The organism is Halomonas sp. ISL-56 (assembly GCF_018612805.1).
Classification (GTDB): Bacteria; Pseudomonadota; Gammaproteobacteria; order Pseudomonadales; family Halomonadaceae; genus Vreelandella.
This window is the reverse complement of record NZ_JAGGRO010000016.1, coordinates 91,828-107,671: the sequence shown is the minus strand read 5'-3', so window position 1 is coordinate 107,671 and position 15,844 is coordinate 91,828. Positions and strand designations below refer to the sequence as shown.

Below are 15,844 nucleotides of genomic sequence, written 5' to 3'. Positions count from 1 at the left end.
TTCCTTTGGCTTTTCATTTTTCGCGACAAAACGGCGCCCATGCTTTCAGAAAACACGCTTACCGATCTTGCCGGCCTCATTAAATCCTGGGGGCGCGAGCTGGGCTTTCAGCAGGTGGGTATCACCGATACTGAACTGTCCGCTCATGAAGCCTACCTCGACGCATGGCTGGAAAACGGCCATCACGGTGAAATGGGCTTTATGGCCAAGCACGGCACTAAGCGTACCCGTCCTGCAGAACTTGAACCCGGCACTCAGCGCATTATCAGCGTGCGCATGGATTACCTACCCGCTGAGGTGGAGAGCACCAAGGTGCTCGGCCAGCCCAGCCGCGCTTATGTTTCGCGCTACGCTTTAGGGCGCGATTATCACAAGCTAATACGCAAACGGTTAGCCCTGTTAGCCAAAAAAATTGAGCAAGAAGTCGGCGACTTCGGCTACCGCGCGTTTGTCGACTCGGCGCCGGTCATGGAGCGCGCCCTAGCGCAAAAAGCTGGGCTAGGCTGGTTTGGCAAAAACGCCATGCTACTTAACCCTAAAGCGGGCTCGCTATTCTTTCTGGGCGAACTATACACCGACCTCCCGCTTCCCGTTGATGAACCCTTTGAGCATGAACACTGCGGCAGCTGTAGCGCCTGCCGAACGGCCTGCCCCACCGGCGCCATCGTGGACGACAAAGTCATCGACTCGCGCAAGTGCATCTCGTACTTGACCATTGAACTGCACGGCACGATTCCGGTGGAGTACCGCCGCGCCATGGGTAATCGTATTTACGGCTGCGATGATTGCCAGCTTGTGTGCCCATTCACTCGCTTTACCCATATCACCCAGGAAGGTGATTTTGCGCCGCGCCATGACCTAGACCGCACGTCGCTTATAAGCCTATTTACCTGGGGCGAAGCAGAGTTTCTAGATAAGACCGCCGGCAGCCCTATCCGCCGCATTGGTTATGAGCGCTGGCTGCGCAATATCGCCATTGGCCTGGGTAACGCGCCCTGGAGCGAGAGCGTTGAAGCCGCACTATGGGCGCGCAGGGCTTACCCAAGCGAACTGGTGCGCGAACACGTCGCCTGGGCGCTTGAGGAGCAACGTCTTAAACGCAGTGAGCGCATTGCCACTGACGCGTCTTAAGCGCTACTCTTTTAGCCACTCTTCTTAACGATTCTTCTGAACTACTCTTCTGAACTACTCTTCTTAACTACTCTTCTTCGTCGCTGCGCTGATCAACGCGCAAAAATGTATCCCGGTAATGCGCCAGTTCAGCAATCGACTCTTTAATATCGTCCATGGCCAAGTGTACATTCTGCTTACTAAAGCCCGCCAGCGCGCCTGGGTTCCAGCGTTTGGCCACCTCTTTTATGCTCGACACATCAAGATTGCGGTAGTGGAAAAAGTTCAGCAGCGCAGGCATTTCACGCTCTAAAAAACGGCGATCCTGGTGGATACTGTTGCCACACATCGGTGACGAACCTGCCACCGCGTACTGCTGTAGAAACGCCAGGGTTTGCTGCTCGGCTTCGGCGGTTTCTACCTGGCTGGCTTTCACCCGTGCGACTAAGCCCGACTCGCCGTGGGTTTTCTGATTCCAGTCATCCATCTGCGCCAGCAGGCTATCGGGCTGTTTCACCGCGATCACCGGCCCTTCCGCGACCACGTTTAAATCCGCATCAGTAATCAGTGTGGCCACCTCAATAATGCGCTCTTTATTAGGATCCAGACCGGTCATCTCTAGATCAATCCACACCAGCAGATCATCCCGTGGCGCCATTTGATCTTTCGCCGCACCCGCCGCTTCGTTGCTCATTAGCGTTCTTCCTTAGCCTAAATTACGATTAACATCATGTAAGTGTGCCTTAAATAAGTCCGTCAAGCAGCTATACAGGCAAGCGTAGCGACTAGATCAATACAATGACACCTTTGCTAGGTACAATGACCGCTATTGTAACGATCATCAGGTGGTCATGAGCAAACGTAAATTAAGTCGCCAGCAGCAGTGGCGCGTCGATAAAGTGCAGTCGGAACGTGCCCAGCGCGCAGAAAAACGCGATGTGCAGGACGCTGAAAAACTTGCCGCAGGCGAATACGGCGCCGAACAGCCGGGCCGTGTCGTTGCTCACTTTGGGCGTACCCTTGAGGTGCGCAACAGCGATAATGAGCCGGTGCGCTGCCACTTACGCGCCAATTTGGACGGTCTGGTCACTGGCGACCGGGTAATTTGGCGCGCCGGGCAAGAAGGCTCAGGCGTGGTGGTCGCCCGGGAGGAGCGCGACAGCGTACTTAAGCGCCCTGACGCCCGCGGCTTACTTAAACCGGTGGCCGCCAATATTGACCAGTTGTTGATCGTGTTCGCGGTAGAACCCGCGCCCCACGCCAACCTTATTGATCGCTACCTGGTGGCTGCCGAAGCTACCGGTATTGCGCCAGTGCTGGTGCTCAATAAAACCGACCTGCTGCCAGAAGATGGCGGCGAGCTGGGTAAGCTACTTGAACGCTATCGCGCGTTGGGCTATCCCGTGGTGCGTACCACCACTGCCACAGAGAACGGGCTAGACGAGCTACGCAGCCAGCTTGAAGGGCGTACGTCGGTGTTTGTTGGCCAGAGCGGCGTCGGCAAGTCATCGCTGATTGATCTTTTGCTACCCGACGAAACGCTGCGCATCGGTGCGCTTTCGGAAGACTCCCGCAAAGGCACCCATACCACCACCACGGCACGCCTTTACACCATGAGTCGTGCCGAGGTGGCCGACGGCGACCTCATCGACTCACCGGGTATTCGCGAGTTTGGCCTGGTTCACCTCAATGAGCAGGAAGTCACCGACGGCTTCATTGAGTTTCACGACTATATTGGTCACTGCCGTTTTCGTGACTGCCGCCATCGCAATGAGCCCGGCTGCGCTTTACTTGCAGCGGTTGAGGCAGGCAAGATTCATCCAGCACGCTTTACCAGCTATCGGCGCATTCTCGATAGTTTGGATAGCTAGGATTTACAGGAGTGAGCCATGAGCACTGAACGCCAATCGTCGGAAACCAACCTGCTGCCGCTGATCGTTGAGCCTGAACAGCTGCAGGCGCATTTGGATGATCCGCAGCTGCTGATTATCGATGTACCGGTCAACGGCGACAGCTATCGTCAGGGCCATGTGCCCGGCGCTATATTCCTCGACTTCCGCTACTTGATGCGCGGCGAAGGGCCAGTCCCCAGCGACGTTCCCGATGTGGATGTCCTCTCAAGGCTGTTTAGTGCCTTAGGCCTGACCCGCGACACCCACGTCGTGGCTTACGATGACGAAGGCGGCGGCTGGGCGGCACGGCTACTGTGGACGCTAGATCTGATCGGCCACACCCGCTACTCCTACTTAAACGGCGGCATTCACGCTTGGCGGGATGCAGGCCTTGAAGAGAGCATCGAACCGACGGCTCCATCGCCCAGTGAATACCAAGCGGAGATTCTTAACCCCGACACTCTGATCACGTTTGAAGAGATTAAAGAGAAGCTTGACGATAAGCAGTTTGCGATCTGGGATGCGCGCTCCAAAGATGAGTACGATGGCGTGCGCGGTAACAACAAGCACCTGGGCCACATCCCCGGTGCAGTCAACATGGATTGGCTGCACGCCATGGATCGCCAACGCGCGCTGCGCATTCGCGATTATGCCGAGCTGATCACCGAGCTAGGCGCCCTAGGCCTAACGCCCGATATGGAAATCGCCACCCACTGCCAGAGCCACCACCGCAGCAGCTTTACCTGGTTGGTGGGCAAGGCGCTGGGCTTTAATATGCGCGGCTATGCAGGCTCCTGGGGCGAATGGGGCAACCGCGACGACACACCGATTGAGAAGTGAAAATATTACTGTGACCCTCTCCCAAAAAGCCTTTTCGCTACTCCAATACCCGCTGCCTCACCACGCGCTCTCGCGCCTGACAGGCAAGTTCGCCCAGTGCGATAACCCCTGGGTGAAAAACAACCTGATCAAGGCGTTTATCAAACGCTTTGATGTCGATATGAGCCAAGCGTTGGAACCTGACCCCACCGCCTACGCCACCTTTAATGACTTCTTCACCCGCGCACTAAAAGCAGATGCGCGCCCACTAGGCGATGGCATCCTAAGCCCCGCCGACGGCACGCTCTCTCAACACGGGCGCCTACAGGCCGGCCAACTGGTGCAAGCCAAAGGCCACACCTACTCCGCCCAAACCCTGCTCGGCGGCGACACGGCACTGGCAGAAGAGTTCTTAGGCGGTAGCTTTGCCACCGTTTACCTCTCACCACGAGACTACCACCGGGTGCATATGCCGGTAACCGGCACCCTGCGCGAAATGATCTACGTACCTGGGCGACTGTTCTCCGTCAACCAAGCCACCGCCAACTACGTGCCGGGCCTCTTCGCCCGCAATGAACGCTTAGTATGTATCTTTGATACCCCGCAAGGCCCAATGGCGATGGTATTAGTAGGTGCCATGATTGTCGCCGCTATCGAAACAGTATGGTCAGGGCAGGTAACGCCACTTTCAGACCACCCACAGCGCATCCAGTTTGGCCAACCGATCACGCTAGAAAAAGGCGCCGAGATGGGCCGCTTCAAGCTCGGTTCCACCGTGGTGATGTGCTTCGCCAAGCCGGTGAATTTCGAAGAACGCCCCCTCGCGACGATGGTCAGCATGGGAGAGTCGCTAGCGGCTCTCTAGTTAGCTGGTCTCTAGTTAACGGTTTTCTAGCAGTTAGGCGTTGAGAATGCGAGCACGTCTTCCAGGCGTGCTTTGCCAAGTGCTAACTGAATCAAACGATCTATCCCCAGCGCCACACCAGCTCCTTCAGGCAGTCCATGCGCTAGCGCAGCCAGCAGACGTTCATCGACATCTACCTCCGGTAAGCCCAAACGACGGCGCTCAGCGTTGTCTGCTGCAAAGCGCGCGCGCTGCTCAGCCGCATCGGTTAGCTCATCGTAGCCGTTGGCCAATTCAATACCGTTCAGATAGACCTCAAAGCGGGAAGCCACCCACTCACCCTCAGCATCTTGATGGCGGCGCGCCAAGGACGCCTGGCTGGCCGGATAATCAACCACCACGCTGAGCTCATGCTGACCTAGCTGCGGTTCGATCACCACGCTCATCAACAGGTCAAGGCAGGTGTCGCGGCCTTCACCGGCCAAAGCCTTGTCTGGCATTTGCGCTCGCTTAGCAGCTAGCGAACGCAGTTTTTCCAGTGACGTGGTAAAAGGGTCGACCTCTAAATGGGTATGAAATAGCTCCCGGTAGCGGTAATGCACCAGCGAACCGGGAAACCTGGGTAACAGTGACATAATGAGAGTAGCGGTCTCATCAATCAGCTTCTCCAGCGTAAACTGCGGCCGATACCACTCCAGCATAGTAAACTCGATATTATGACGGGCCCCGATTTCAGCGTCGCGAAAGCTTCTCGCAAGCTGAAAGATCGGCCCGCTGCCCGCCGCTAACAGGCGCTTCATATGGAATTCAGGAGACGTCTGTAGCCAGAGACGGCGTTGACCTTTATCCGTACGTGCCAAGGTGTGAAGTGACACCAAGTGGACATCCGTGCTGCCACCTTGCCCAAGCACCGGCGTCTCGACTTCCAGCACATCACGCTGGGCAAAAAAAGCGCGTACTTTGGCCAGTAACCGCGCTCGCTCGCGCAGCGTTTCAATTGACGCTGAGGGTTGCCAATCACTGGCCATAACTACTCCTTAGACACACAATTCCCACTTAAAAATGGCCACACACAATGCGTGCGTGGCCATTAAGACATACTAGCGCTCTGAAAAGCGATTAAGCGCGGGAGACGTAGTCGCCACTGCGGGTATCAATTTTCAGCACTTCGCCCTGATTGATAAACAGCGGTACGCGAACAACAGCGCCAGACGATAGCGTCGCAGGCTTAGAACCGCCTTGGGCCGTATCGCCTTTCAAACCTGGATCCGTTTCAACGACTTCCAGCTCGATGAAGTTAGGCGGCGTCACGGAAATAGCCTTATCATTCCAAAGCGTAATGATATAGGGCACCTGCTCTTTCAGCCACTTGACGGAATCGCCTAGCGCTTTTTTCTCTACCGCATACTGCTCAAACGAGCCATCGGTCTTCATGAAGTGCCACATATCACCATCGGTGTAGAGATACTCCATCTCCAAATCCATGACGTCGGCACCTTCCAGCGAGTCACCGGATTTGAAAGTCTTCTCACCTACACGGCCAGTCATCAGGTTACGCAGTTTAACGCGGTTAAACGCCTGCCCCTTACCGGGCTTGACCAGTTCGTTCTCAACGATCGAACAAGGATCGCCGTCGAGCATTACTTTCAGACCAGCCTTGAATTCGTTGGTAGAATAGTTCGCCATAATGCCTCTCAATCATCCATTTCAGTTATTTGTTTCAACAGGTGGTGCGCAACGCCCTACTTTGCCGCAGCCCGCTTGTTTATATGCCAGCAGCGTTGTAAATGGCGTCGTTAAATAAGTGCGCGCATGATAACCCGAAGGAGTGCTTTTTGCAGGAGAACATCATTATTGCCGCGTCTGAATCGCAAAGCCAAGGCAGCTCAATGGCGCATTCCAATTGGCAACAGCAGCTTTCCCATGCCATTCGCGACCCAAAAGTCCTCTGCGAACGTATAGGACTCAGCCGCGAATGGTGGGCAGGCGCCAAAGTAGGCCACGATCTGTTTGAAGTGTGTGTGCCTGAAGCGTATCTCAACAGAATAGCCTATGCCGACATAAACGACCCGCTGCTGCGCCAAGTGATTCCGTTAGGCGAAGAAGCGCTCACGCCCCATGGCTACGTCAACGACCCACTTGAAGAAGCCGAACACCAGCCCGTTAAAGGGCTGATTCATAAGTATGCGGGCCGCGTGCTGCTGATCGCCAGCCCTAACTGTGCGATCAACTGCCGCTACTGCTTTCGTCGCCATTTTCCCTATAGCGACAACTCGCCCTCCAGGGCCCAGTGGCAGCAAGCTCTCGACTACCTTCGCAGCGACACCACTATTCACGAGGCGATTCTCTCCGGCGGCGATCCGCTGGCAGCCAATGATCGCCAGTTGGCATGGTTGGTGGAACAGTTAGAAAGCATCCCGCATCTTAAACGACTACGCATTCATACCCGCCTGCCGGTGGTGATTCCCGACCGGGTTGACGACGCCCTCCTTGGCTGGCTGACATCGACCCGCTTACAAAAAGTCGTGGTGCTGCATATCAACCACGCCAACGAGATTGACCAAGCAGTGGTCGACGCCTGCGCGCGGCTTAAACAAGCCGGAGTGACGCTACTCAACCAGAGCGTCCTGCTGCGTGATGTTAACGACGATGTGCCAACCTTAGCTACTCTGTCGGAACGGCTATTTGAAGCGGGCATTTTGCCCTACTACTTACACGTACTCGACCCCGTACAGGGCGCTGCGCATTTTGATGTGCCGGATAGTGAAGCCCGTGAGCTTGTTGCTCAACTGCGCGATCATTTACCGGGGTTCTTGATGCCGCGCCTGGTGCGGGAAATTCCTAGTAAGGGCAGTAAAACGCCACTTTGACGCTGACCAAGCGGCACAAATTAGTGCATAAAGCTGTTTTTTCGCACCATTAAAATGCATACAGCAAATCAGTGCCTTAACTGTTCTTACAGTGCCTGCACTGTAATTAACTGAAATGGAAAGATTTAGGTTGAATCGGCCACGATTTTGCTCTGTATCTAAGCGTAACAAACGGGGTATCGGTAGCTAACGCTGCCAGACAATTTAGTTTCCAATAGATCGCTAGGGTTCCGACACCATCAACGTATTACCCCTGATGGCTGTGGCTGGTCCGAGAGCAATCGACCTAATGCTAAGGCAGAAGGTTACACGGCGGGACAAAAGCCCGGGAGGATAAGGTGCAGTGATGCGCCGATGCCCCCGAGTTTTCTCTTAGCCGCTGGAGGCTGTCATGACCCGTGCCAATCGTATCTCCCTGAAAAGCTTTTCCCTCGCTCCCCTATCTGCCGCGCTACTCGCATCTACGCTTGCCATTTCTCCCGCCCAAGCCCAAGAACGCGATGAGTTCAGTGTCTGCTGGTCAATTTATGCGGGCTGGATGCCTTGGGCCTACGCCGATATTGAAGGCGTAGTCGACAAATGGGCCGACGAGTACGGCATCAGCATCGATGTGGTACAGGTCAACGACTACGTCGAGTCGATTAACCAGTTTACCTCGGGCAACGTTGACGGCTGCGCCATGACCAATATGGATACGCTAACCATACCCGCCGCCAGTGGCGTTGATTCTACCGCTTTAATTGTTGGCGATTACTCCAACGGCAATGACGGCATTGTCATGAAAAACAGCGACGAACTTGCCGATATTGAGGGCAGCAACGTCAATCTGGTTCAGTTCAGCGTATCGCACTACCTGCTTGCTAGGGCGCTGGAGAGCGTCGGTTTGACTGAGCGTGATATCGAAACTATCAATACCGCCGACGCCGACATTGTCGGACTCTTCACCAGCGAATCAACCGAAGCCGTTACTACCTGGAATCCTCAACTCAGTGCCATCACTGAGATGCCCAACGCCAATGTTGTGTACACCTCTGCCGAAATTCCCGGTGAAATTCTTGATCTGATGGTCGTCAACACTCAAACCCTTGCCGAAAACCCCGAGCTAGGTCACGCACTGGTCGGTGCTTGGTACGAAGTCATGGAGCTGATGGCCAATAACGACGAGCGCGCACTAACGATGATGGCCGATGCGGCAGGTACAGATTTGGAGGGCTATCGGAATCAGTTGGCGGCCACCTATCTATATACCGATCCCGCTGAAGCTATTGAGTTGATGGAGAGCCCCGAGCTGCTCGACACCATGGAGCGGGTCGCCGAGTTCAGCTTTGAGCACGGTCTGCTCGGCGACATGGCGCCTAATGCGGGCGTTGTCGGCATCGAGACCCCCAGCGGCGTGTTTGGCGATGAGAACAACGTACTACTGCGCTTCAATCCAAGCTTTACCCAAGCTTACCTCGACGCCCAGTAATGGCTTGCGACTACTTTAGCGCGATGGGAGTGGCGTCTGCCGCTCCCCCTGCTCTCACCTTCCGTGGACACCGCCATGAAGCGATTAATAAACCTAACGCCTTCCCGGGGAAGCCGTTGGCTATTAGGGCTACTGCCTTTTTTGCTGCTGGCGATGCTTTATATGAGCCTCTCCAATGCAAGATTGGCAGAAAACCCTAACGACCGTCTGTTGCCGACACCCTCTAATATGGCCAGCACCTTTTATCATTTGGCCACCGCCGAAAATGTGCGTACGGGGGAGATTGTGCTATGGACAGACACCTTCGCAAGCCTAGAGCGCATCGTCATCGGCGTGGGCATTAGCGCCCTGATTGGCTTAGTCGTGGGCATCATCAACGGCGGCATCCCCATCATTCGCGCCAAGTTCTCACCGCTGGTCACCGTCGCCTCACTGATTCCCCCCATGGCGATACTCCCCATTCTGTTTATCGCTTTTGGCACTGGCGAGGCTGCCAAGATCGCGCTAATTGTCATTGGGGTCACCCCGTTTCTTATTCGGGATTTACAAGGCCACGCCCTACGGCTTCCCGACGAGCAGTTGATCAAGGCGCAAACGCTAGGCGCCAGCTCTTGGCAGGTGCTGTTAAGGGTCCTGCTGCCCCAGCTTACGCCTCGGTTACTGAACGCCACCCGGTTGGCGCTAGGCACAGCGTGGCTGTTTTTGATCGCTGCAGAAGCCATTGCCGCTCAGGAAGGGCTTGGCTACCGCATCTTTCTCGTCCGTCGGTATCTTTCCATGGACATAATTCTGCCCTATGTCGCCTGGATCACCCTCTTGGCATTCCTGCTTGACCAGCTATTGGCCTGGGTATCGCGGCTGGCATTCCCTTGGTACCACTCAGGCGAAGGAGATAAGTCATGAGCCTGCTGGCGGCCAAACGGTTAGAAAAGCACTACGGCAACCATGTGGTGCTCGAAAATCTTAATTTCAGCGTTGAGCCTGGGGAGTTTGTCACCTTAGTGGGTGCTTCAGGCTGCGGTAAAACCACCTTTCTAAAAATGCTGTTAGGCACCGAAGCCATCTCGCGCGGCAGCTTAACCCTGGATGATCAGCCCATTCCCAATGAACCGGGGCCGGATCGGGGCGTGGTGTTCCAGAAGTACTCCGTGTTTCCCCACTTAACCGTGCTCGGCAACGTGATGATTGCCGATGAGCTGCACAGTTCCAAGCTGCTGGGCAAAAGCTTCGGCGCTACCAAGCGTCGCGCTGTGGAAAAAGCCCGCGCGCGCATCGACGAAGTCGGCCTGGATCACGCGCTTAACAAATACCCCCACGAGCTTTCCGGTGGTATGCAGCAGCGCCTGGCCATTGCCCAGGCGCTGATGATGCGGCCGCGTATTTTGCTGCTCGATGAGCCTTTCGGCGCGCTTGACCCGGGCATCCGCCAGGATATGCACGTGCTGATCAATCGCCTATGGCAAGAGCAGCAGCTGACGATTTTCATGATCACCCACGACTTAAAAGAGGCCTTCGAGCTAGGTACTCGGCTGTGGGTCTTCGATAAAACCCGCCACGACCCACAGGCACCTGAAGCCTTTGGGGCCACGATCACCTACGACCTGCCCATTTCCAGAGACCGTCCCTCAACAGATTTACAAGAGGCGCTTCAACAAGGCGGTCTGAATACCCACTCCCAGGAGACGCTGCTATGACAGACGCTGTTATCAATAGCCAGCCCGCTTACACCACCCATTTACCCGGCGGGCACCACTGGTCGCTGCGCCTGCGCCGTGGCACCACTCTGACCCTGACCGCGCAGGAAGCCGACAGCAACGTAGGGCTTTTGTGCTACAACCCGGAAAACCTGCTGGAACGCTTAAACCTGCCCGACACCTTGAAGTGCCAGCACACTTTTAAGCTCACCCAGGGCCACTGCCTCTACTCAGATATGGGGCGCATTTTCGCCTCTATCACCCATGACGACCTAGGCTGGCACGACAGCGTGAGCGGCAACCTGATGCCCCATCATCTGCTGAAAAAAGGCTGGCAGCCAATCAGCTATCAGCAGGCCCACAACGACTGGACCCTCACCGGTTTCGACGCCTTTTTGGTCGAGCTCGCCAAGTATGGCCTGGGCCGTCGGGACATGGCCGCCAATCTCAATATTTTCTCCCGCGTGGAGAGCGACGACGAAGGCAAGCTGCGCTATGTGCCCGGCCACTGCCAACCCGGCAATAGTGTAACGCTGCGTTTTGAAATGGACACGCTGGTGCTGCTGCACACCTGCCCCCACCCGCTCGACCCCAGCGCTGACTACCCCCGCCGCGGTGTGGATATTGCGCTCGGCACCGCCGAGCCGCCGACAGAAGACGACCCCTGCTATCGCTCACGGCCGGAAAACGCGCGCGGCTTTGCCAACAATCGCCTCTACCACCTCGGCTTATAAGGGAGACGCCGTATGATTATTGAAAGCACTTTACGCCCCGAAAATGCCTTGAGCCGCACCACGGTGAACGCGGGCGATCACTACATTGGCACCGTCAAGCGCGGCCAGACCCTGCGCATCCTCGACCTAGAGGGCAACCAGGCCGCCGACACGCTGTTCTTCAGCGCCGACGATACTGCCGAGCGCTACAGCGCCATGGATACGGTGCGCGAGCAGGTGGCGGTCTACCTCACCGCGGGCACCACGCTGATGTCCAGCGAGGGACGCGCCATGCTGACGATCAGCGCCGACACCTGTGGCCGCCACGACACCCTGGGCGGCGCCTGCGCCAGCGAGAGCAACACCGTGCGCTACGACCTGGAAAAGCGCCATATGCACTCCTGCCGGGATAACTGGATGCAGGCCATCGCCAACTTTCCAGAGTTCGGCCTGACCAAGCGCGATATCACCCACAACATCAACTTCTTTATGAACGTCCCAGTCACCGCCGACGGTGGGCTGACCTTTGAGGACGGCATCTCCGCGCCGGGCAAGTACGTGGAGATGGTCGCCGAAATGGATGTGATCGTGCTGGTCTCGAACTGCCCCCAGCTCAACAACCCCTGCAACGGCTACAACCCCACCCCCATTGAGCTGTTGGTTTGGGAATAAGTAATTCGCCCTAGGGACGACCCTAGAAGGCCAAGCAACCTGCGGGACGACCCGCCTTTGTTTGCAGGCAGTGCCATGTCCATCAATACAACGTTTAGCAAAGTCCTGATTGCCAACCGCGGCGCCATTGCCGCACGCATTTTACGCACCCTGAAAGCCCTTGGCGTGGGCAGCGTGGTGGTTTACGCCGATGCGGACCGCGACGCCCCCTACGTTCACCAGGCCGATGAGGCTTACTCTCTCGGCGAGGGTGGCGCCAGCGACACCTATCTTAATATCGACAAGCTGATCGCCATTGCCAAACAGAGCGGCGCCCGGGCAGTGCACCCCGGCTACGGTTTCCTGTCAGAGAACACCCGCTTTATTGAAGCCTGCGATGCAGCAGGCCTGATCTTTTTAGGCCCCACCGCCGAGCAGATTGAACAGTTTGGCCTCAAACACCAAGCCCGTGCGCTGGCCGAAAAAGCCGGTGTGCCGCTGGTACCAGGCTCTGAACTGCTCGGCAGCGTTGACGAAGCCGTCACCAGCGCCGAGCAGATCGGCTACCCGGTGATGCTCAAATCCACCGCGGGCGGCGGCGGTATCGGCATGCAGGTATGTCAAAATGCCGCCGAGCTCGAGCGTGCCTTTGACTCTGTCAAAGGTTTGGGCCAGCGCAACTTTGGCGACGGCGGCGTGTTTCTGGAGGCCTATATCGCCCGCGCCCGCCATATCGAGGTACAGCTATTCGGCGATGGTCAGGGCAATGTCGTCGCGCTCGGCGAGCGGGACTGCTCGACCCAACGCCGCCACCAAAAAGTGCTCGAAGAGTGCCCCGCCCCCAACCTGCCGGACGACGTTCGCCAGGCCCTCCACGAAACCGCCGTTCAGTTGGGCAAAGCGGTCAACTACCGCAGCGCCGGAACCGTTGAGTTTATTTACGACACCGAGCGCCAAGCGTTCTATTTTCTTGAGGTGAACACCCGGCTACAGGTTGAGCATGGCGTTACCGAGATGGTGTATGGCGTTGATATCGTCGAGTGGATGGTCAAACTGGGCGCAGGCGAGCTGCCCAATCTTGAAACACTGACCAAAGATCTCGCCCCCAGCGGCCACGCAGTGCAGGCGCGTCTTTACGCCGAAGACCCCGCCCACGACTTCCGCCCCAGCGCGGGGCTGCTCACCGAAGTTGATTTTCCAAAGGCTGACGGCCTGCGCATCGACCACGCCATTGAAGCTGGGCTTGAAATCTCTGCGCTGTTTGACCCCATGCTGGCCAAAGTGATTGTTCACGCCGACAGTCGTGACACTGCTATTGAACAGTTAGCGGACACCCTGGATCACGCCAGCGTCTACGGTATTACCACCAACCGCACCTGGCTCGCCCATGTGCTGCGCGCCGAGCGTTTTCAGCAGGCGGATCTAGACACACACTGGCTCACCACGCTGAAGTGGGCACCGCCCGTTATCGAAGTGCTCGCGCCTGGCACAATGACGACCATTCAGGATTTCCCCGGCCGCCAGGGGCATTGGGATGTGGGCGTACCGCCCTCGGGGCCCTTTGATGACTGGTCGTTTAGGCTGGGTAATCGTCTGCTCGACAATCCCGCCGACGCCGCCGGGATGGAGATCACCCTCACCGGCCCGACGCTGCGCTTTCACCGCGCGACGCAAATTGTGCTGGCGGGTGCCGAGCTGCCTGCAACCCTCGGTGAAGTAGCGATTCCCTTCTGGCAGGTGATTGATGTTCCCGCTGGCGCCACGCTGACCTTGGGGAAAGCCGCCGTGGGCGCTCGCGCCTATTTATTGGTACGTGGCGGTATCGAGTGCCCGCGCTATCTGGGCTCTCGGAGCACCTTTACCCTAGGCCAGTTTGGTGGCCATGGTGGCCGTGCATTGCGCAGCGGCGATATGCTCGATTTACCCACGCTAACGCCCGTCTCCGCGGTCCAGCTGGATAATGCGCTTATCCCGACCTTTGGCCATAAAAGCGGCGGAAAAACCTGGCAGGTGGCCGTGCTTTACGGCCCCCACGGCGCGCCGGACTTTTTTACCGATGACGATATCGAGCGCTTCTTCGACCACGAGTGGGAAGTCCACTACAACTCCAGCCGCACTGGCGTCAGGCTGATTGGCCCACGGCCCGAGTGGGCCCGCGCCGACGGCGGCGAGGCGGGCCTGCACCCCTCCAATATCCACGATAACGCCTACGCCTTCGGCACCATCGATTTTACCGGCGATATGCCGGTGATTCTTGGCCCCGACGGGCCATCACTGGGCGGCTTTGTCTGCCCCGCCACCGTGGTGCGCGCCGAGCGCTGGAAGCTGGGCCAGCTCGCCGCCGGCGATAAAGTGCGCTTTGTGCCGGTCAGCCTCGCCACCGCCCGCGCCCTTGAAGAGCGCCAGCTAAAACAACTGGCGTCTCTCACCGTAGTGCCCGTCGAAGAGATTCAGCCAGAGCGCGACACCCCTATCCTGCGCGATGTGCCCGCCGAGCAGGCCGGTGAGCGCATCGTTTACCGCCGCGCTGGGGACGATTTCCTGCTCATCGAGTTTGGCGCCATGGAGCTGGATATCGCGCTGCGCTTTCGGGTACACGCCTGGATGCTGTGGTTACAGGAGCATTCGCTACCCGGTTTGCGGGAACTAACTCCCGGTATTCGCTCGCTGCAGATTCACTACGAGCCTTTGGAACTGCCCCTGGATACGCTGCTCGCCCATCTGCAAAACGCCGAGCAGGCGTTGGTCGATGTAGAGTCACTGGAAGTCGAGTCGCGGGTGGTGCATCTACCGCTCTCCTGGGACGACCCTGCCTGCCAGGAAGCCATCGATAAATACCAGCGCAGTGTGCGCCCGGATGCCCCTTGGTGCCCCAGCAATCTCGACTTTATTCGCCGTATCAACGCCCTGGAAAGCGAGCAGCAAGTGCGCGATATCGTCTTCGATGCCCGCTATCTGGTGATGGGCCTGGGCGATGTCTACCTGGGCGCCCCTGTGTCGACGCCGCTCGACCCGCGTCAGCGTCTGGTGACGACCAAGTACAACCCAGCCCGCACCTGGACCGCCGAAAACTCCGTGGGCATCGGCGGCGCTTACCTGTGCGTTTACGGCATGGAAGGCCCCGGCGGCTACCAGTTTGTCGGCCGCACGCTGCAAATGTGGAACCGCTACCGCACCACCCAACACTTCGAGAACCCCTGGCTACTGCGTTTTTTTGATCAGTTGCGCTTCCATGAAGTCAGCCACGAAGAGCTGGAGCAAATTCGTCGCGACTTCCCCCATGGTCGATACGACCTATCCATTGAAACCGCGCGCTTCCGCTTGGCGGACTACCAGGCCGAGATCGACAAGAACGCCGAGGCGATTGAGACTTTTCGATCAAAACGCGAAGCCGCTTTCCAGGCGGAAATGGCCGCTTGGCGGGCCAATGGCCAGTTCACCTTTGAAGATCAAGCCCCAGAAAGCGCGGAGATCGAAACCCTAGGCGAAGACGAAGTCGGCATTGAGAGCCCAGTAACCGGCAGCCTGTGGAAACTGCTGGTTGAAGAAGGCGATCAGGTTACGGCCGGTCAGCCGGTGGCGGTGGTGGAGTCGATGAAAATGGAAGTCGAGATCACCACCCACTGCGCGGGTCACGTAGTGCGGCTGCCGATTGCTGAAGGCGCGTCCATTGCCCCCGGGCAGCCCATCGTTGTGCTTAGCGGTGAATAGGAGGCGTAATGCTGACCAGTGAACATTGCTTTTATCGCCTTCCGTCACAGTTAATGAATACAGGAGTTTACT

The 15,844-nt window shown here is 57.4% G+C and carries 14 protein-coding genes and 1 riboswitch; of the genes, 11 read left to right on the top strand and 3 right to left on the bottom strand.

Translation table 11 applies throughout. The features are described from left to right. Window positions 1-39: 39 nt before the first annotated feature. Window positions 40-1,131: a tRNA epoxyqueuosine(34) reductase QueG gene (gene queG / locus J7J49_RS14120; RefSeq protein ID WP_215093474.1), complete on the top strand. Its 1,092-nt coding sequence runs from the start codon at window positions 40-42 to the stop codon at window positions 1,129-1,131. A 67-nt stretch (window positions 1,132-1,198) separates the two neighbouring features. Here the strand turns inward: queG and orn are convergent, their stop codons facing one another. Then, complete coding sequence (orn, locus tag J7J49_RS14115; protein ID WP_215093472.1) at window positions 1,199-1,804, bottom strand: oligoribonuclease; 606 nt, start codon at window positions 1,802-1,804, stop codon at window positions 1,199-1,201. A 157-nt stretch (window positions 1,805-1,961) separates the two neighbouring features. Between orn and rsgA the strand changes: the two genes are divergently transcribed. From rsgA to asd, 3 genes are read left to right on the top strand one after another with little or no spacing between them, the layout of a single operon-like run. Next, entirely contained in the window at window positions 1,962-2,981 is a 1,020-nt protein-coding gene (gene rsgA / locus J7J49_RS14110; RefSeq protein ID WP_064236501.1) for a small ribosomal subunit biogenesis GTPase RsgA, read from the top strand. An 18-nt stretch (window positions 2,982-2,999) separates the two neighbouring features. Beyond that, on the top strand, window positions 3,000-3,842 hold the full coding sequence (locus J7J49_RS14105; protein WP_215093470.1) for a sulfurtransferase: 843 nt from the start codon (window positions 3,000-3,002) through the stop codon (window positions 3,840-3,842). Between the two features lie 10 nt (window positions 3,843-3,852). After that, window positions 3,853-4,686, top strand: coding sequence for an archaetidylserine decarboxylase (gene asd / locus J7J49_RS14100; protein WP_215093468.1), 834 nt, complete (start codon window positions 3,853-3,855; stop codon window positions 4,684-4,686). Between the two features lie 26 nt (window positions 4,687-4,712). Here asd and epmA read toward each other — a convergent pair whose 3' ends face one another. Further along, window positions 4,713-5,693, bottom strand: a complete 981-nt coding sequence (gene epmA, locus J7J49_RS14095) for an EF-P lysine aminoacylase EpmA (protein ID WP_064236498.1) — start codon at window positions 5,691-5,693, stop codon at window positions 4,713-4,715. A gap of 91 nt (window positions 5,694-5,784) precedes the next feature. Further along, a complete protein-coding gene (efp, locus tag J7J49_RS14090; RefSeq protein WP_007114636.1) occupies window positions 5,785-6,351 on the bottom strand; it encodes an elongation factor P in 567 nt (188 codons plus the stop codon). Between the two features lie 149 nt (window positions 6,352-6,500). Between efp and epmB the strand changes: the two genes are divergently transcribed. The 7 genes from epmB to uca all read left to right on the top strand — a co-directional run bounded on the left by epmB (window position 6,501) and on the right by uca (window position 15,772). Next, window positions 6,501-7,535 (top strand): EF-P beta-lysylation protein EpmB, encoded by a 1,035-nt coding sequence (epmB, locus tag J7J49_RS14085; RefSeq protein WP_215093466.1) that lies wholly within the window; start codon window positions 6,501-6,503, stop codon window positions 7,533-7,535. Window positions 7,536-7,746: 211 nt separating this feature from the next. Further along, a riboswitch (guanidine-I (ykkC/yxkD leader) is annotated at window positions 7,747-7,869 on the top strand. Window positions 7,870-7,926: 57 nt separating this feature from the next. Continuing rightward, window positions 7,927-9,003, top strand: coding sequence for a putative urea ABC transporter substrate-binding protein (locus J7J49_RS14080; protein WP_215093463.1), 1,077 nt, complete (start codon window positions 7,927-7,929; stop codon window positions 9,001-9,003). A gap of 75 nt (window positions 9,004-9,078) precedes the next feature. Continuing rightward, window positions 9,079-9,906, top strand: a complete 828-nt coding sequence (locus J7J49_RS14075) for an ABC transporter permease (protein WP_215093461.1) — start codon at window positions 9,079-9,081, stop codon at window positions 9,904-9,906. Then, a complete protein-coding gene (locus J7J49_RS14070; RefSeq protein WP_064236494.1) occupies window positions 9,903-10,697 on the top strand; it encodes an ABC transporter ATP-binding protein in 795 nt (264 codons plus the stop codon). The genes J7J49_RS14075 and J7J49_RS14070 overlap by 4 nt, the downstream gene beginning before the upstream one ends. Then, window positions 10,694-11,431 (top strand): urea amidolyase associated protein UAAP1, encoded by a 738-nt coding sequence (locus J7J49_RS14065; RefSeq protein ID WP_215093458.1) that lies wholly within the window; start codon window positions 10,694-10,696, stop codon window positions 11,429-11,431. The genes J7J49_RS14070 and J7J49_RS14065 overlap by 4 nt, the downstream gene beginning before the upstream one ends. Window positions 11,432-11,443: 12 nt before the next feature. Beyond that, on the top strand, window positions 11,444-12,082 hold the full coding sequence (locus tag J7J49_RS14060; protein ID WP_215093456.1) for an urea amidolyase associated protein UAAP2: 639 nt from the start codon (window positions 11,444-11,446) through the stop codon (window positions 12,080-12,082). Window positions 12,083-12,157: 75 nt separating this feature from the next. Beyond that, the gene (gene uca, locus J7J49_RS14055; RefSeq protein ID WP_215093455.1) at window positions 12,158-15,772 is read left to right on the top strand and encodes an urea carboxylase; all 3,615 of its coding nucleotides are present in this window, start codon (window positions 12,158-12,160) and stop codon (window positions 15,770-15,772) included. Window positions 15,773-15,844: the final 72 nt, after the last annotated feature.